Annotated in this window: 16 protein-coding genes; 4 read left to right on the forward strand and 12 right to left on the reverse strand. The window is 72.3% G+C overall.

The genetic code is table 11. The features are described 5' to 3' along the window. Positions 1-2: 2 nt before the first annotated feature. Positions 3-1,001: a nucleoside hydrolase gene (locus ACQXVK_RS15060; RefSeq protein ID WP_430854101.1), complete on the reverse strand. Its 999-nt coding sequence runs from the start codon at positions 999-1,001 to the stop codon at positions 3-5. 176 nt (positions 1,002-1,177) lie between these two features. Here ACQXVK_RS15060 and ACQXVK_RS15065 point away from each other — a divergent pair, with 176 nt between their 5' ends. Next, the gene (locus tag ACQXVK_RS15065; RefSeq protein WP_430854102.1) at positions 1,178-2,176 is read left to right on the forward strand and encodes a LacI family DNA-binding transcriptional regulator; all 999 of its coding nucleotides are present in this window, start codon (positions 1,178-1,180) and stop codon (positions 2,174-2,176) included. A 165-nt stretch (positions 2,177-2,341) separates the two neighbouring features. Here ACQXVK_RS15065 and ACQXVK_RS15070 read toward each other — a convergent pair whose 3' ends face one another. The 10 genes from ACQXVK_RS15070 to ACQXVK_RS15115 form a co-directional block, all read right to left on the reverse strand. Then, positions 2,342-4,036, reverse strand: coding sequence for an MDR family MFS transporter (locus tag ACQXVK_RS15070; protein WP_430854103.1), 1,695 nt, complete (start codon positions 4,034-4,036; stop codon positions 2,342-2,344). Further along, positions 4,033-4,653 carry a TetR/AcrR family transcriptional regulator gene (locus tag ACQXVK_RS15075; RefSeq protein ID WP_402268974.1) on the reverse strand — a complete coding sequence of 207 codons (621 nt, stop codon included), beginning with the start codon at positions 4,651-4,653 and terminating at the stop codon, positions 4,033-4,035. Before ACQXVK_RS15075 ends, ACQXVK_RS15070 begins: the two co-directional genes overlap by 4 nt. A gap of 53 nt (positions 4,654-4,706) precedes the next feature. Continuing rightward, positions 4,707-5,189, reverse strand: coding sequence for a GNAT family N-acetyltransferase (locus tag ACQXVK_RS15080; RefSeq protein WP_430854104.1), 483 nt, complete (start codon positions 5,187-5,189; stop codon positions 4,707-4,709). Positions 5,190-5,292: 103 nt separating this feature from the next. After that, positions 5,293-5,934 (reverse strand): MBL fold metallo-hydrolase, encoded by a 642-nt coding sequence (locus ACQXVK_RS15085; RefSeq protein ID WP_430854105.1) that lies wholly within the window; start codon positions 5,932-5,934, stop codon positions 5,293-5,295. A gap of 56 nt (positions 5,935-5,990) precedes the next feature. Then, positions 5,991-6,416, reverse strand: coding sequence for a MarR family winged helix-turn-helix transcriptional regulator (locus ACQXVK_RS15090; RefSeq protein WP_430854106.1), 426 nt, complete (start codon positions 6,414-6,416; stop codon positions 5,991-5,993). 30 nt (positions 6,417-6,446) lie between these two features. After that, the gene (locus ACQXVK_RS15095; protein WP_430854107.1) at positions 6,447-7,418 is read right to left on the reverse strand and encodes a nucleoside hydrolase; all 972 of its coding nucleotides are present in this window, start codon (positions 7,416-7,418) and stop codon (positions 6,447-6,449) included. Positions 7,419-7,422: 4 nt separating this feature from the next. After that, a complete protein-coding gene (locus tag ACQXVK_RS15100; RefSeq protein WP_430854108.1) occupies positions 7,423-9,339 on the reverse strand; it encodes an MGH1-like glycoside hydrolase domain-containing protein in 1,917 nt (638 codons plus the stop codon). 127 nt (positions 9,340-9,466) lie between these two features. After that, on the reverse strand, positions 9,467-10,432 hold the full coding sequence (locus ACQXVK_RS15105) for a carbohydrate ABC transporter permease (RefSeq protein WP_430854109.1): 966 nt from the start codon (positions 10,430-10,432) through the stop codon (positions 9,467-9,469). Next, complete coding sequence (locus ACQXVK_RS15110; protein WP_430854110.1) at positions 10,429-11,469, reverse strand: carbohydrate ABC transporter permease; 1,041 nt, start codon at positions 11,467-11,469, stop codon at positions 10,429-10,431. Before ACQXVK_RS15110 ends, ACQXVK_RS15105 begins: the two co-directional genes overlap by 4 nt. Positions 11,470-11,474: 5 nt before the next feature. After that, complete coding sequence (locus tag ACQXVK_RS15115; protein WP_430854111.1) at positions 11,475-12,749, reverse strand: extracellular solute-binding protein; 1,275 nt, start codon at positions 12,747-12,749, stop codon at positions 11,475-11,477. A gap of 95 nt (positions 12,750-12,844) precedes the next feature. On the opposite strand from ACQXVK_RS15115, the gene ACQXVK_RS15120 reads away from it, so the two are divergent. Both ACQXVK_RS15120 and ACQXVK_RS15125 read left to right on the forward strand, forming a co-directional pair. Beyond that, positions 12,845-13,831 (forward strand): LacI family DNA-binding transcriptional regulator, encoded by a 987-nt coding sequence (locus ACQXVK_RS15120; protein WP_430854112.1) that lies wholly within the window; start codon positions 12,845-12,847, stop codon positions 13,829-13,831. A 107-nt stretch (positions 13,832-13,938) separates the two neighbouring features. Then, positions 13,939-14,598 (forward strand): hypothetical protein, encoded by a 660-nt coding sequence (locus ACQXVK_RS15125; RefSeq protein ID WP_430854113.1) that lies wholly within the window; start codon positions 13,939-13,941, stop codon positions 14,596-14,598. Here the strand turns inward: ACQXVK_RS15125 and ACQXVK_RS15130 are convergent. After that, on the reverse strand, positions 14,595-15,215 hold the full coding sequence (locus ACQXVK_RS15130; protein WP_022907854.1) for a helix-turn-helix domain-containing protein: 621 nt from the start codon (positions 15,213-15,215) through the stop codon (positions 14,595-14,597). The two genes, ACQXVK_RS15125 and ACQXVK_RS15130, sit on opposite strands and share 4 nt — an antisense overlap. Before the next feature lie 58 nt (positions 15,216-15,273). Here ACQXVK_RS15130 and ACQXVK_RS15135 point away from each other — a divergent pair, with 58 nt between their 5' ends. Next, positions 15,274-16,245: an NAD(P)/FAD-dependent oxidoreductase gene (locus tag ACQXVK_RS15135; RefSeq protein ID WP_430854114.1), complete on the forward strand. Its 972-nt coding sequence runs from the start codon at positions 15,274-15,276 to the stop codon at positions 16,243-16,245. Positions 16,246-16,279: the final 34 nt, after the last annotated feature.

Below are 16,279 nucleotides of genomic sequence, written 5' to 3' on the forward strand. Positions count from 1 at the left end.
TGTCAGTGCTCCGTCGGTGCTGCGATGGTGGTGGCCGGACGCGGGGTCCATCCGGTGTCGGGGGTCTCGCCGATGCGCTCGAGGGCGTCGACGACGAGGTCCCAGAAGCGGCCGTGGTCGAGCTCGAGTGCGGCGCTCGTGCGGCAGTCCTCCGGTGCGGGCTGGCGGAAGTCGGCCACGGTCATGCCGAGGGTGTGCACGCCCTGCGTCTCGATCGTGATCGGCACCTTCACGGCGCGGACGACGGTCGGGTCGATGACGTACGCGACGGCGCAGGGGTCGTGCACGGGCGGGGCGTCGAAGCCCTGGGCGTCCTTGTACGTCCGGCCGAAGAAGTCGAGCAGCTCGCCGACGAACGCGGCCGGGGCGGTGCCGACGGCGGCGATGCGCGCGGCGACCTCGGGGGTGGCGAGCGCCTGGTGCGTGAGGTCCAGGCCGACCATCACGACGTCCCAGCCGGCGCTGAAGACGATGTCCGCGGCCTCGGGGTCGATGACGATGTTGAACTCGGCGACGGGGCTCCAGTTGCCGACGTGCACACCGCCGCCCATCAGCACGACCTGCTTGACGCGCTCGACGATGCGGGGTTCCCTGCGGGCCGCGAGGGCGATGTTCGTCAGGCCGCCGGTCGGCACCAGGGTCACGGTGCCGGGCTCGTGGGCCATGACGGTCTCGATGATGAGGTCGACCGCGTGCCGCTCGTCGAGCGCGAAGGACGGCTCCGGGAGCATCGGCCCGTCGAGCCCGCTCTCGCCGTGGATGTCTCCGGCGACCTCGATCTCGCGGAGCAGGGGGCGCTCGGAGCCGGCGGCGAACGGCACCCCGGTGATCCCGGCGATCCGGGCGACGGCGAGGGCGTTCCGCGTGACCTTCGGGAGCGTCTGGTTGCCGACGACGGTGGTCACGGCGAGGAGCTCGATGTCGGGATTGCCGTGGGCCAGCAGCATCGCGACGGCGTCGTCGTGGCCGGGGTCACAGTCGAGGATGATCTTCTCGGGCACGCGGGGCGCTCCACTTCTTCGGGGACGAGGTCGGTGGCTCGACGAGGTGGGGATCCGCGGGAGGATCAGCTCCCGCGGCACGTCAAGCGTTTGACATGCAAACACGTCAAGCGTTTGACGTCAAGTCGTCTGGGGCGCCTCCGTGTCGGGACCGCTCCGCTCGGTAGCATCGACGCGTGCCAGCCCCCGCCACCTCCGGCCGTCGTGTGACCGCAGCGATGGTGGCCGAGCGCGCGGGGACGAGCATCGCCACGGTGTCGCTCGTCGTGAACGGCAAGGACCGCGGCCGGGTCTCGGTGCCGATCGCGACACGGGTCCGCGACGCCGTCGACGAACTCGGGTACGTCGTCGACCACGCCGCCAGCTCGCTCGCGCGGGGCAGCGGCGACCTCGTCGTCCTGATCGCCCCCGACCTGTCGAACCCGTTCTTCGCCGAGGTCATCCGCGGCGTGCGCGACACGGTCGGCGACCGGTTCCAGCTCGTGCTCTCCGTCACCGAGCGCGGCGCCCAGCCCGTCGCCGCCGACGTCCGACGGTTCGAGCGACTGCGACCGGCGGGGATCCTCGTGGACGCACCCGCGGCCGACGAGCCGATGACCGCGACCGTCCCCGTCGTCCTCCTCGACGCCCCGGGTGGCGACGAGGCCGTCAACTACGACCTCTCCCCCGGCGTCCACGAACTCGTCGCCCACCTGCGTGAGCGCGGGCACCGGCGGGTCGGTTACCTCGACGGGACCTCACGCGCGGCGACGTTCGGCGTCCGCCGGGAGCTGTTCGAGCAGGCGTGCGCGGCGGCCGGCATCGCGGTGTCCGAGGTCACGGCCCGCGCCGACCTGACGGTGGACGCCGCTGCGTCGGCGACGGAGCACGTCATCGAGGCGTGGCAGGACGACGCGGTCACGGCGGTCGTCGCCGCGGCCGACACCCTGGCGTACGGGGTGCTCCGGGTCGCCGGGCGGCTCGGCATCGCCGTCCCCGAGGACCTCGCCGTCGCCGGCTTCGACGACCTGCCGTCGTCGTCGGTCACCGCGCCGGCACTGACGAGCGTCGCACTGCCGGGCGCCGACCTCGGCCGGGCCGCGGCGCTGCGTCTGCTCGCCACGCTCGACGGCACCGCGCCCGAGGCCGCGGTCCTGCCCACCCACCTGGTCCGGCGCGCGAGCACGGGCGCGTAGCGCCCGCCGCAGGCGCGGCGAGCCGGAACGATCTCGCGCGCGGACCGACACCTCACGCGCCGTTCGTGGCGTGAGGTGTCGGTGGACGCGTGAAGTCGTCACCACAGACGGACGGGAGGCGCGGTGCGAGCTGGCACCGCGCCTCCCGTCCCCGTGTGCTGGCGGTCAGCGCCCCGAACGGTCCGGGCCGGCGTCCGCAGGCTGGGGCTCGGGCTCGGTGGCGCCAACCGTGTGCCCCGCACGCTGCGCGCGCTCGAGCTCGTCGGCCTCGGCGCCGCCGACGGCCTCGCCACGGGCGACCATGCCGGCCGTGTCGGACAGCGTGATCTGCGGCAGGAACAGTGCGAGCAGGAACGCCACCGCGATGAACGGCAGCAGGTACCAGAACACCGGCGCCAGCGAGTCGGCGTACGCGTTCACGATCCCGTCCTGCACCGCCCCGGGGAGCTTCGCCACCGTCGCCGGGTCGATGCTGCCCGCCGACGACGCCGCGTCGGTCGCCGAGCCGCCGGCGCCCCGGAACACGTCCGTGAGCGACGTCGTGAGCCGCGCGGTGAAGAGCGCACCGAACACGGCGGTGCCGAGGGAGGCGCCGACCTCGCGGAAGTAGTTGTTCGTCGAGGTCGCGGTCCCGACCTGCTCGGCCGGCACCGCGTTCTGCGCCACGAGGACGACCACCTGCATGATGAGGCCGAGCCCCGCACCGAAGACGAACAGGTAGGCGCAGATGAGCCAGATCGGGGTGTCCGCCGCGAGCTGGGTCATGGCGAGCATCGCGAGGGCGACCAGGACCGTCCCGACGATCGGGAACATCCGGTAGCGGCCGGTCTTCGTGATCAGGGTGCCGGACGCGATCGACGTGCCGATCAGGCCGACCATCATCGGCAGCATGAGGAGCCCCGAGACCGCCGCCGAGGTGCCGGACGCCATCTGCAGGAACGTCGGGACGAAGCCGATCGCGGCGAACATGCCGATGCCCAGCACGAGGCCGATGCCGGTCGCGAGCAGGAACGTGCGGTTCCGGAAGAACGACAGCGGGAGGACCGGGTCCGCGGCACGCGACTCGACGAGGACGAGGAGCGCCGCGGCCACGACGAGCCCGGCGAACCAGGCCCAGGTCTCGGGGGCGTCCCAGCCGTGGTCCTTGCTGCCGCCGAACTCCGAGAAGAACACCAGGCAGGTGGTCGCGGCGGACATGAACAGCACACCGAGGACGTCGATCCGCTTGGTCGCCTTCTTGCTCGGCAGGGTCAGCGCGAACCACGCGACGAAGAACGCCGCGATGCCGACCGGGATGTTGATGTAGAACGCCCAGTTCCAGGTGAGGTGGTCGACGAAGAAGCCGCCGAGGAGCGGGCCGCCGATCGCGGACAGGCCGAAGATCGCGCCGAGCGGGCCGAGGTACTTGCCGCGCTGCGAGGCCGGCACGATGTCCGCGATGATCGCCTGCGACAGGATCATCAGACCGCCACCGCCGAGGCCCTGCACGGCGCGGAACACCACGAGCTGGGTGAAGTCGCCGGCGAAGGCACACCCGGCCGACGCGATGGTGAACAGGGCGATCGCGATGAGGAACAGGTTGCGGCGACCGAGGACGTCACCGAACTTGCCGTAGACCGGCATCACGATGGTCGAGGCGAGCAGGTACCCGGTCGTCAGCCACGCCTGGTGTGCGACGCCGCCGAGCTCGCCGACGATGGTGGGCATCGCCGTCGAGACGATGGTCTGGTCGAGGCTGGAGAGCAGCATCCCCGCGATGAGCGCGGAGAAGATGATCCAGATCCGGCGCTGCGTGAGGAGCAGCGGCCCGTCGGTGCCTGGGCGGGCACGCTTGGTGGTGCCCGGCGCGGTGGCGCTCATTCGGTGGTGTCCTGTCCGGTCGTGGTGGCCGCCCGCATCAGGCGGAGGTTCTCGGTGAGCAGCTCGTCGAAGGGCGGGCCGGTGGTCTCGTCGAACGCGTCGTCGAAGAACGTCTCCGCCGTCACCTTGAGCAGCCCGGCCGCGGCCTCGGTGACGAGGCGGGCACGACGGTCCGCCGGGTCGTCCCACCCGAAGCGCACACGGACGGCGGCCGTGATCCGGCCGAGCTGCACGTCGGTCGCCGAGAGGAACCGGGCGACGAGCGCCGGCTCCCGCTCGAAGACCCCGCGGACGAGGACCTCGTCGGCGCGGTCGATCCCCGCCCGGTGGAACTGGTCGATCGCCAGCGCGACGATCGAGTCGAGCGGTGGGAGGTCGGCCCGGACGACGCCGCCCGCGGCGTACGCGTCGATGGCCTCGACGTCCGCGTTGATCTCGATGCCGAGCACGGCGTCGTCCTTCGACGCGAAGTGGTTGAAGAACGTCCGCCGGGACACCCCGACCGTCTCGCAGAGCTGCTCGATCGTGAAGCCGTGCAGCCCGTGCTCGACGGTCGCCCGACGTGCCTCGACGATCATGCGTCGGCGCAGCGCGCGGGTGCGTTCGGTGGTGCTCACCGAATAAGAATTGCACTATCGCACTGAGAGTGCAATGTGCGATCGGGGTACCGCTACAGCGCCTTCTCGAAGCAGAACGACCACGGCATCGTCGCGGCGTAGGGCTCGTACACGGGGATCGGCGACCACCCGGTCTTCTCGTAGAGCGCGACGGCCTCGGGCTGCTTGTCGCCGGTCTGCAGGATCAGCCGCGCGGCACCCGACTCACGCCCGACGCGCTCCCCCTCGGCGAGCAGGGCCGTCGCGGCCCCCTTGCCACGGGCGGCGGCGAGGACGATGAGACGCTTCAGCTCGACCTCGCCCCCGAGGCGGCGGACGGCGATGTGCCCGAGGGGCTCGCCGTCGTCGTCGAGCGCGAGGATCGAGGTGATGATGGTGGCCGGGTCCACCGCGAGCGCCCGGTCGCGTTCGGCGGTGACCGCCGGGTCCTCGTCGCCGTTCGACGAGCCGTACCGCTCGTGCATCTCCTCGTCCATGCGGGCGCGGAGCGCCACGCCACGGGGGTCCTCCCACGGAACGCGTTCAATCGTGATCACGACCGTCGATCCTGTCACGGATGCCGCCGTCGGCGCGACGTGGGCACGGAGCGCACGGCCGTCCAGGAGGCGCGGATCGCCCCCTGCACGGCCGTCGCGTCCGTCAGACGGTGATCGACTCGCCCGCGGGCAGGATGCGGATCGGCACCGGTCCGAGCCCGTCCGGGCCGAGGAACCGCGCGGCGGACTGCTGGCCGAGCTCGCTCAGCATCGCCTCGTGGATCTGCACGGCGCGCTCGGGCGCGACCTCGCGGACGTAGTCGACGGCCTCGGCGGTGCTCGTCCACGGCCCGCTGGTCGGCAGGAGGAGGGTCTCGACCGGGACGCCGGGCACGAGGTACGCGTCACCGGGGTGGAAGACGGTGCCGTCCACGAGGTAGCCGACGTTCGCGATCGTGGGGACGTCGCGGTGGATGACGGCGTGCTCCTCGCCGAAGACCTGCACCGAGAACGGCCCGACCTCGAACGCGTCGCCGGCGCTGACCGCGACCACGCGGCCGTCGTACGCGCCGAGCTGCTCGACGATCGCTGCCGGTCCGCGCACCACGAGGGTGTCGTCGGCGTCGAGCCCGGCACGGACGGCGTCGATGTCGAAGTGGTCGGGGTGCTCGTGCGTGACGAGGACCGCGGCCGCGGCACGGACGAGGTCGGCCGCCTCCGGCGTGAACGTGCCCGGGTCGATGACGAGGGTGGTGCCGTCCTGCTCGAGGACGACCGTGGCGTGGTTGTACTTCGTCAGCTGCATGCCGAAAGTCTACAACTGTGTTGTAGGACTCCGTCCGGCGCACGGTGAGGAAGCGTTCAGTCCGCCCGTCGTGCGATGCGCTCGAACAGCTCCGGCAGGCGCTGCAGCACCGCGCGCTCCTCGTCGTCGAGCTCCTCGCGCAGGGCGGCCGCGAGCCAGTCCGCACGTGCGTCCATCTCGTCCTGCAACACGGTTCGGCCCGCAGCGGTGATGCCGATCACCGACACCCGGCGGTCGGTGTCCGAGGCCGCGCGCTCGACGAGGCCGAGGTCGGCGAGCTCGGCGACGGTCCGGGACTGTCCCTGGTGCTTCACACCGCGCCGTCTGGCGAGCTCCGCGATGGTCATCGGCCCCTCGCGGTGCAGGAACCCGAGCGTCGTGGAGTGCGTCGTCGGCAGGGCGTCGGACTCGCGGCGGATCGCGCGCACGACCCGTCCGATCGCGTGCCGGAGCTGCGCGGCGAGCTCGTCGGTCGGGTCCATCCCCCGACCGTACCGCCGACCCAGCCCGGGCTACCGACCGGCGCCGTCCTTGTCGGCCCGGTCGTCGGACACGGTCGCCACGTGCAGGATGCGGTCGCGGACGACGTCCGCCGCGCGGTCGTCCGCCGTCACCACGACCCGGACCGTCGGCCCGTCGGTCGCGAGCACGGTCCGGCCGTGCTCGGCCCCGCCGACCACCACGTCGAAGGGCGTGGTCCGGACGACGGGCTCGACCTCGCCCGCCGCGATCGCCGCCGCCAGCGGGTCGTGGAGCGGTGCCCGGCGGACGTGGTCGACCGACTCGTAGAAGTCGACGTAGCTCCGCAGCATCGTGCCGAGTGCGACCCGCAGTGGATCGCCGGCCGCCGTGAACCGGTCGGCGTCGGCGTCGTCGAAGCGGTGCTGCCGTGTGACGTCGAGCGGCACGAGCACGAGGTCGAAGCCGGCGCGGAGGACCCGACGGGCGGCCTCGGCGTCGTTGTGCACGTTCGCCTCGGCCGTCGGCGACACGTTGCCCACGTCCCACACCGCGCCGCCCATGATCGTGAGCGTGCCGACGAGCTCCGGCAGTCGCGGCTCGGCCTCGAGCGCCACGGCGAGGTTCGTCAGCGGCCCGATGGCCAGGACGTCGAGCTTCCGGTCACCCGTGGCGTGTTCGCGTGCGAGCCGGACGAGGAGCTCGGCCGCGGGGTCGTCCGCGGCGGCGACCCCCGGCGGCAGCTCGACGCCGCCGATGCCGTTCGCCCCGTGCACGTGCGGTGCGCCGCCGCCGTACGAGCCGCCGATCGGGTCGTTGGCGCCGATCGCGACGGGCACCGTCCGGCCGCACAGGGCGAGGAGCGCCGCGGTGTTCGCCGCGGCCGTCGCGGCATCGGTGTTGCCGGACACCGTGCCGACGCCGACCAGGTCGACGTGCGGGACGTCGAGCAGGTAGGCGAGGGCGAGGGCGTCGTCGACACCGGTGTCGCAGTCGAGGAAGAGCGGGACGGTGGCGGTGGTCACCCCGTCATCCTCCCATCGCCACCCAGACCGGGAAGGCCGCCGCGGCGCTCCACGCCTGCGGACGACAGGCGGCCGGGTACGGTGCCGGGCGGGCGACCTCGGACACGTCGTCCCCCGCGTGCAGCTCGGGCATCCGGAAGTCGAACGCGACCGCCGCCGCGAGGAGCTGCTCCGCCAGCGTCCGGGCCGCGTCGTGGTGTCCGGAACGGGTGAGGCCGGCGATCACCACGGCGGTGTCGTGCGCCCAGACGGTGCCGCCGTGGTAGCTCAGCGGCCAGTACCCGGCGGCCGTCGTGGACAGGGTCCGCAGACCGAAGCCGCTCGCCATGTCCGGGCGCACGACCCGGTCGGCGACCACGGCCTCCTCGTCCGGGGTGAGCAGTCCCGTGCCGAGCAGGTGCCCGATGTTGCTCGTCGCGGAGTCGACCGGCCGCTTGTCGGCGTCGAGGGCGATCGCCGGGTACCGGCCCACCTCGTCGGCCACCCAGAACGCGGCGCGGAAGCGTTCGGCGAGCCGCGCCGCCCACGCACGCCAGCCGTCCCCGCCGTCCCGTCCGAAGGCGTCGAGCAGGTCGGCACCGTGCACCGCGGCCTCGTGAGCGTAGCCCTGCACCTCGCACAGTGCGATCGGTCCGGTGGCGAGTGTGCCGTCGCGCCACTGCACGCTGTCGCCGGAGTCCTTCCAGCCCTGGTTCGCGAGGCCGCGGCCGGACTCGTCGACGTACTCGAGCAACCCGTCGCCGTCGGCGTCGCCGTGGTCGCGCATCCACGCGAGCGCCCGCTCCAGCGCGGGCAGGAGCGCCTCGACCTCGGCGTCGGGGAGCCCGGCACGCCACGCGTCGTGCAGCAGGCACACCCAGAGCGCGGTCGCGTCGACCGTGCCGTAGTACAGCGGCGGCAGCGAGATCTCGTCGTTGTCGACCGGCAGGGAGGCCTGGCGCAGCTCGTGCATGATCTTGCCGGGCTGCTCGGCGGTCGTCGGGTCGTCGCGGGTGCCCTGCAGGGCGGCGAGGACCCGGAGCGTGCCGCCGGCGGTGCTCGTGTCGACGGGCAGCAGGAACCGGGCTGCCCAGATCGAGTCGCGGCCGAACAGCGTGAAGAACCAGGGGGCGCCGGCGGCGATGAACTCGCCCTCCGGCCGTGCGAGCCGGAGTGCGTCCAGGTCGTCCGTCGCCCGCTCGAGCCACCGCCGGAGCCGGTCGTCCCGCACGTCGGCCGGTGCGTCGAACGGAGGCGGGGTCCGCACCCCGGACACCACGGCGTCGGGGGTCCGGACCGCGCAGTCCCAGCCGAGCTCGACCTCGTGCGCCCGGCCGACGCGCCACCGCAGCACGACGTCGTCGCCGTCCACCGTGACCGCGGCGCCGGGTGCCTCGAGCCGGACCTCGACCGACCCGGCGGTCCACGCGACGTGGGCGCCGTCGGCCGCGGGGGTCACGGGCACCCGACCGAGACCGGCCTTCACCGCGTCCATCCCCGCCGCGTCCGGTCGGATCCGCACCGTGACCTCGAGCGGGTCGACGCCGACGGCGGTCTGGCGCAGGCGATCGGTGACCCGCAACCGCTCGGACACCCCGTCGATGCGGACGGTCCGGCGACGGTCGAGCCGGACGTCCGGGTCCGCACCGGCGCCGTCGAGCCCACGCAGGAGTCCGCTGAACACGACCGCACGGGCACCGGACGGCACGACCGCGACCGGCTCGACGTCGGTGCCGGCGACCCGCACGTCGACCCCGGCGACGAACCGTTGGTCGCCGGTCCAGTAGCCGTGCACCGGGTTGGCGCCGATCGATCCGTCCCGACCCGACCACGCCTGGGTCGGCGCGGCGACGACGACCACCTCGTCGTGCAGCAGCGGCTGCAGCGGCACGGTCGGCGTGACCGCGGTCGTGGGACTGGTGGAGGTGATGGTGGAGGTCACGGGGTCTCCTGGTCGACGGGCTCGGGCCCGGTCTCGGTCTCGGTCTCGGTCTTGGTGGGCTCCACGGCGGCCGGTGGACCGGTGCGGTGGCGGTGGAGGTGGGGCGCGTCGGACGGCGGGCGGGGCGTCACTCCTTGACCGCCCCGTCGCTGGTGTTCATGATCCGCCGCTGGAAGACGAAGAACGCGACCGCCACCGGGATGGTCATGACGAACGCCGCCGCGAGCTTCACGGGGAACTGGTTCCCGGCGCTCAGCGCGCCCGAGGCGAGCGACGCGACGCCCTTCGTGAGCGTGGTCAGGTCGGGAGACGAGGTCGACACGATGAAGTGCGCGAGCTCGTTCCACGAGCCCTGGAACGACAGGATCGTGATCGTCACGACGGCCGGACGCGCCATCGGGAGCACGATCGACCAGAACGTCCGGAACGTGCCGGCGCCGTCGATCTTCGCCTGCTCCTCGACGCTCGCCGGGATCGACTCGAAGAAGTTCTTCATGATGAACACCCCGGCGGCGTCCACCAGCAGCGGCACGATCATGCCCGAGTACGAGTCGTACATGCCGAGCTGGTTGATCACGAGGAACTTCGGGATGAGCAGGACCACGCCCGGCACCGCCATCACGGCGATGAGCAGGGCGAAGACCGTCTGCCGCCCGGGGAACCGGAGTCGCGCGAGGGCGTAGCCGGCGAGCGAGTCGAAGAAGATCCGACCGAGCGTGACGAACACCGCGACGATGATCGAGTTCATCGCCCAGATCCCGAAGTCCGAGTTCTCGAAGAGGGTCTGGAAGGCGGCCCCCGTCCACGTCACGGGGAGCGCGAGCGGGTGCAGGGAGGCGTCCTGGTCCGTCTTGAACGCGTTCACGATCGCGACGTAGAAGGGCAGCAGGTAGACGACGGCGATGAGCGCGCCGACGACCAGCAGGGCCACGCCGCGCGGCGTGGTCCGCCTGGGCCGCCGGCCCGGGCCGGGTGTCCCGGTGCCGGTGGCGGCGGGGCGGGGCGGCACCGCGCCTCCTGGACCTGCCGTACGCCAGGCGCGGGTCGGCTCGGTGCCGCCGCCGGCGGTCGCCGACGTGGGTGCGCTGGTCATCGGGTGCTCCTCTGCTCGATCCACCGCATCCGTCGGCGGGACACCGGCCGGTCGCGCAGCGCCCAGCGCTGCAGCAGCGTGAAGACGACGATGATGCCGAACAGGATGAAGGCGATGGCGGCGCCGACGCCCCACTGCTGGCTCTGGAACGCCGACGTGTACGACAGGTAGGCCGGGGTCAGCGTGGTGTTCGCCGGGGCACCCTTGGTGCCCGTGTAGATCTGGTCGAACACCTGCCAGGTACCGATCAGGCCGAGGGTCAGCACCGTGAAGAGCGTCGGGCGCAGCTGCGGCAGGGTGACCCGCCAGAACCGCGTCCACGACCCGGCGCCGTCGATCATCGCCGCCTCGTCGACGTCCGGCGACAGGTTCTGCAGCGCCGCGACGAAGAGCAGCATGAACGTGCCGCTCGTCGTGAACACCGCGAGCAGGATGAACGCCGTCATCGCGACCGACGGGCCCGCGAGCCACTCCCACCACGAGACGCCGAGCAGTGTGTGGTCGGCGAGGAACGCCGGCGGGGTGCCCGCACCGAGGTGGAACAGCCCGGTCGGCTCGTTGAACCAGTTCGGCCCGGTGATCCCGATCCAGCTGATGACCTTGTTCACGGCGCCGGTGGACGAGAACAGGAACAGCCAGAGGACGGTGATGGCGACGGAGCTCGTCACCGAGGGGAAGTAGAACGCGGTCCGGAAGAACCCGCGCCCGCGCAGCGCCCGTCCGCTGACGAGCAGGGCGAGCCCGAGCGCGACGGCGGTCTGCAGCGGCACGACGAACACGACGTACCAGAGGTTGTTCCGCAGCGCGGTGCCGAAGTTCTGCTCGTCGAGGCCTCCGCCGCCGAGGATCTTCGCGTAGTTCTGCCCGCCGACGAAGGAGACGTCGGACGAGAACGGACTGCCGACCCCACGCCAGTCGGAGACGCTCACCCACGCGGCCATCAGGACGGGGACGAGCAGGAACAGGCCGAGGACGATGATCGTCGGCGCGGTGAACAGCCAGCCCGAGACGGCCTCGGCGCGGTTCTTCCGGGACACGCCCGTCAGCCCTTCAGCGCGGCGGCCATGTTCTTCTGGACGCCCTCGAGCAGGGTCTTCGTGTCGGTCGTCCTGAGGCTGCCGAGCTTCGAGTCGAAGTCGGCGAGGACGTCGGCGGTCCCGGATGCGTTCGGCAGGCCCTGGGCAGCGTCGGCCTGGTCGAGGAACGCCGCGTCCCGGGGATACTCCTGCTTCCAGGTGCTCGCGGCCGACTCGACCGAGGGCATCACGCCGAAGGCCTTCGCGAACGCCAGCTGCTGGTCCGTGCTGGTCATCTTCTCGACGAAGGACAGCGCCGCCTTCTGGTTCGGCGAGTCCTTGGCGATGCCCCAGCAGTTCGTGAACTGCAGGGTGCCGGCGCCCTTCGGCCCCTTCGGCAGGGCCACGACCCGGTAGTCGACGCTCGGGTAGCTCGACGACATCGCACCGGTGAGCCAGTTGCCCTCGATCGTCATCGCCGCCTTGCCCTTGCCGAAGGCGTCACCGCCCCAGCTCTCGCCGAGGTCGCTCGAGAACTGCATCGAGCCGTCCTGGAGCAGCCCCTTGACGTAGTCGAGTGCCTCGACGTTCGCGCTCGAGTCGACCGTCGCCTTCGTCTGGGCGCTGTTCGTCAGGGCGCCGCCGGCCTGGGCCATGAACGCACCGAGGCGTTCGACCTGGGGGCTCGTGGTCAGGCCGACCCGGCCGTCACGGGTGAGCTTCTCGGAGACGGTCTTCAGCTGGTCCCACGTGGTGGGGACGTCGCTGTCGGTGAGCCCGGCGGCCTTCCAGTCCTTCGTGTTGATGAACAGCGCGAGCGTGGAGAAGTCCTTCGGTGCGCAGTAGAGCGTGCCGTCGACGGTGAACGACTTCGTGAGCGTCGGGTAGAAGTCGCTCGAGCCCTGCAGCCGGTCGCCGTACGCCAGCAGCGAGCCGTTCGCCGCGTACCCGGCGAGGGACGACGTGCTCACGTAGAAGACGTCGGCGGGCTTGCCGGCCGCGAAGCCCTGGGCGAGCTGCTGGTCGAGGTTGTTCGCGGGCTGCACGGTCGCACCGGTGCCGGAGGACTTCGACCACGCTGCGGCGGCGCTCTTCACGGCGGCGGTCTCGGCGTCGCCGGACGACCCGATCAGGACGGTGAGCGGGTCGTTGCTCGAGGTGAGCTTCGCGGCGGATCCGCCGGAGCCCCCGGAGCCGCTGGTCCCCGAGCTGGAGAAACCGGATCCGCAGGCGGAGAGGGTCAGGGCTGCGGTGAGCGCCATCGCTCCCGCGGTCAGCATGCGTGCTGTGCGTCGTTGCATCAGGGGGACTCCTCGTCGAGTTCGTACTTCGATCGTTCAAATTTGATCGATCAAACGAGTCGACCATACACCGCGGAGGCGCTACGGTGAACCCCATGTCACACCCCGCCACCGTCGCCGACGTCGCCCTCGCCGCCGGCGTCTCGCGGCAGACGGTGTCGAACGTGCTGAACCGGCCCGAGGTCGTCCGACCCACGACGCTCTCGCGGGTGCAGGCCGCCATCGACGACCTCGGGTACCGCCCGCACGCGTCCGCCCGGCGCCTCCGCACCCGCCAGAGCTCGACCCTCGGCGTCCGGCTGGAACCGGTGCACGGCATCTCCGGCGCGGTGCTCGACCGCTTCCTGCACGCCCTGGTCGACAGCGCCGACGAGCGCGGCATGCGCATCCTGCTCTTCACGGCCACCGACGTCGACGACGAACTCGCCCACATCGAACGCCTCGTCGAGGGGTCGGACGTCGACGGGTTCGTCCTCTCCTCGACCTTCCACGGCGATCCGCGTGCGGCCTGGCTCGGCACGCGGGACATCCCCTTCGTGACCTTCGGGCGACCGTGGGGGCTGCCGGACATGGACGCCGCACCGCATCCATGGGTGGACGTCGACGGGCGAGCGGGCGTGCACGACGCCACCGCGCACCTGCTCGCCCGGGGGCACCGGCGGATCGGGTTCCTGGGGTGGCCGAGCCCCTCCGGCCAGGGCGACGAGCGCCGACGGGGCTGGCAGGACGCGATGCGCGCCGCCGGTCTGCCCGAGGACGCCGAGCTCGCCTGCGGGGACGACGTGACGGCGGCCACCGCGACGGTGGCGGACGCCCTCCGGCACGGCGAGGGGTTCGACGCCCTCGTCTGCGCGTCCGACACGCTCGCCCTCGGGGCTCGGTTCGCCCTCGGCGCGGCGGTGCCGGTGGTCGGCTACGACGACACCCCGGTGGCCGAGGCGGTCGGCATCTCGAGCGTCGAACAGCCCCTGGTCGAGGTCGCGTCGGCCGCGGTCGAGCTGCTCATGGGTGCCGGGCGGACGGTCCTGCCCGCGTCCACCGGCCACCGTCTGCTGGCACCGCGGGTGGTCTGGCGGGACTGACCCGCACAGGACACGATCGAATGACGATCGGGTCGTCCGGGACCGAGCGCGACTACCGTCCGATCCGGGTCCGCAGGTGGGCCCGCGATCGACACCAGGGGGAACTCGTGCGACGGAACAGGACCACCGGGCTCGCGCTGCTCGCACTCGCGGCGCTCCCGCTCACCGGGTGCGCCCAGGCGACGTCGGGGGTCGGAACCGGCCCGTCCGACGGGGCGTCGACGAGTGCGGCAGCCACCACCGCTCCCCCGACGGCCCCGACGAGCGCCAGCCCTCGCCCGACGTCCACGATCACGCCCGTCCCCGGCGTGGACGACGACGCCGGGCGACTCCCCGACTCCTGCAGCGGGCTCATCACGGCCGGCAGGTGGGACTCGGCCTTCGCCGACGCCCCGCTCAACGACCCGGCCGTCGTCGGGAACCCGGTGGCGGTCCCGAAGGACGACCTCACGCCGGTGCTGCAGCCCGACGGCAAGCAGCTGTACTGCGTCTGGCGGGACCCGCAGGCGGACACGACGTTCCTGTCGATCCGGGTCGCGACGGTGGACTCGACCACGGCATACCCACACCTGAAGTCGGCACTGAACGGCTACGACTGCTCGCTCGACGGGTACGGCTACCGCTGCCAGCAGATCACCGAGAACAGCCAGTACCCGGTCACCGACGGCGACACCTACTACACGCGCGGCGACGTCGGCATCCACATCCAGCAGTCGAACGTCACGACGTCGGGCCTGCTCGACGACGTCATCGCACACGTCTTCTAGCGGTCGGCCGGACGCGACCGGATGTGCGCTCGCTCACCCTGGGGGCCGTACAGGCAGAGCACCTCGGTGACCTCGTCCGTGGTGTTGCCGACCCAGTGCGGCGTGTGCGTGTCGAACTCGACGACCTCACCGGGCCCGAGGTCGAAGTCGCGGTCGCCCAGGAGCAGTCGGAGTCGTCCGGACAGCACGTAGAGCCACTCGTAGCCCTCGTGCGTCCGGAGGGTCCGGTCCGTGTTCGGTGGTTCCGGCGGGATGAGCTGCTTGAACGACCGCACACCACCGGTCCGTCGAGTGAGCGGCACCACCACCCGGCCGCCGTGCACCTCCGGTGCGAGGTGTACCCGGGGATCGCCGGTCCTCGGCGCTCCGACCAGGTCGTCGAGGGGCACCTGGTACGCCCGGGCGAGCGGCAGCAGGAGCTCGAGGGTCGGCTTCCGCTGGCCGGACTCGAGCCGCGACAGCGTCGAGACCGAGATGCCGGTCTCGGCGGCGAGTGCCGCGAGCGTGACGTCCCGGCGCGTCCGCAGCGCGCGGAGTCGTGGACCGACCCCGTCGACGACCTCGGCCGTCGTGCGCGGGGTGATCCGTTCCTCCCGGTCCGTCGCCACGGCGTCCATGTTGCCAGACCGGCAACGGTGTTTGCCATCCTTGCGTGGGGATCCGCAGGATGCACGCATGCGTGATCACTACGACGTCATCGTCATCGGCGGAGCAGCCGCCGGTCTGTCAGCTGCACTCGTCCTCGGCCGGTCGCGACGGTCCGTGCTGGTCGTCGACTCCGGCGAACCACGGAACGCCCGGGCCGCAGGGGTGCACAACTACCTCGGGCGCGAGGGGGCCTCGCCGGCGGCGCTCGGAGCGGTCGGTCGCGACGAGGTGGCCGCCTACGGCGTCGAGGTGACGACCGGGAGGATCGTGGCCGCGTCCGCCACCGACGGTGGCGGTGTCGACACGGTCGGCTTCTCGGTCTCGCTGGAATCCGGCGCGGTCGTCACGGCCCGCCGTCTGGTCGTCGCCTCCGGCGCCCGGGACGTCCTGCCGGAGGTCCCGGGCCTCGCCGAGCAGTGGGGGCGCGGCGTCGTGCACTGCCCGTTCTGCCACGGGTGGGAGATCCGCGACCAGCGCATCGGCGTGCTCGTGACGTCACCGATCGGGGCACACCAGGTGCTCATGTTCCGTGCGCTCAGCGAGGACGTGACGGCGTTCGTCACGGACCCAGCACTCGTCGACGACACCACCCTGGACGGTTTTGCGGCCCGCGGTGTCCGGGTCGTGACGGGACCGGTGCGCGACGTGGTGTCCGACGGCGAGCGGCTCACCGGCGTCTCGCTGGCATCCGGCGAGTTCGTGGCGCTCGACGCCCTGGCCGCGGCGAGCACGGTCGAGGCGCAGGTCGGGTTCCTCGCGGGGCTCGGGCTCGAGGCCACCGACCAGTTCATGGGCGACCACCGCTTCGCCGGCGCGCTGACGGTGGACGGCGCCGGACAGACGAGCGTCCGGGGTGTCTACGCCGCCGGGAACGTGGCGACGCCGATGGCCACCGTCATCGCCTCGGCGGCTGCGGGCACACAGGCGGGCGCGGCGGTGCACGGCGACCTCGTGCAGGCCGACCTGGCGGTGGCGCTGGCGGCGCGCGCCGCCGCGTGAGGCAGCGCGCGACCGCGTGCACCGCGCGGCCGGC

It is taken from the genome of Curtobacterium sp. AB451, from assembly GCF_050585845.1.
Lineage (GTDB): Bacteria > Actinomycetota > Actinomycetes > Actinomycetales > Microbacteriaceae > Curtobacterium.

What these genes read in the sequence shown, in the direction of transcription:
- ACQXVK_RS15070 (WP_430854103.1), bottom strand. Translation starts at nt 4,036, where the DNA reads ATGAGCGCCACCGCGCCGGGCACCACCAAGCGTGCCCGCCCAGGCACC.
- ACQXVK_RS15085 (WP_430854105.1), bottom strand. Translation starts at nt 5,934, where the DNA reads ATGCAGCTGACGAAGTACAACCACGCCACGGTCGTCCTCGAGCAGGAC.
- ACQXVK_RS15090 (WP_430854106.1), bottom strand. Translation starts at nt 6,416, where the DNA reads ATGGACCCGACCGACGAGCTCGCCGCGCAGCTCCGGCACGCGATCGGA.
- ACQXVK_RS15105 (WP_430854109.1), bottom strand. Translation starts at nt 10,432, where the DNA reads ATGACCAGCGCACCCACGTCGGCGACCGCCGGCGGCGGCACCGAGCCG.
- ACQXVK_RS15115 (WP_430854111.1), bottom strand. Translation starts at nt 12,749, where the DNA reads ATGCAACGACGCACAGCACGCATGCTGACCGCGGGAGCGATGGCGCTC.
- ACQXVK_RS15120 (WP_430854112.1), top strand. Translation starts at nt 12,845, where the DNA reads ATGTCACACCCCGCCACCGTCGCCGACGTCGCCCTCGCCGCCGGCGTC.
- ACQXVK_RS15130 (WP_022907854.1), bottom strand. Translation starts at nt 15,215, where the DNA reads ATGGACGCCGTGGCGACGGACCGGGAGGAACGGATCACCCCGCGCACG.
- ACQXVK_RS15135 (WP_430854114.1), top strand. Translation starts at nt 15,274, where the DNA reads ATGCGTGATCACTACGACGTCATCGTCATCGGCGGAGCAGCCGCCGGT.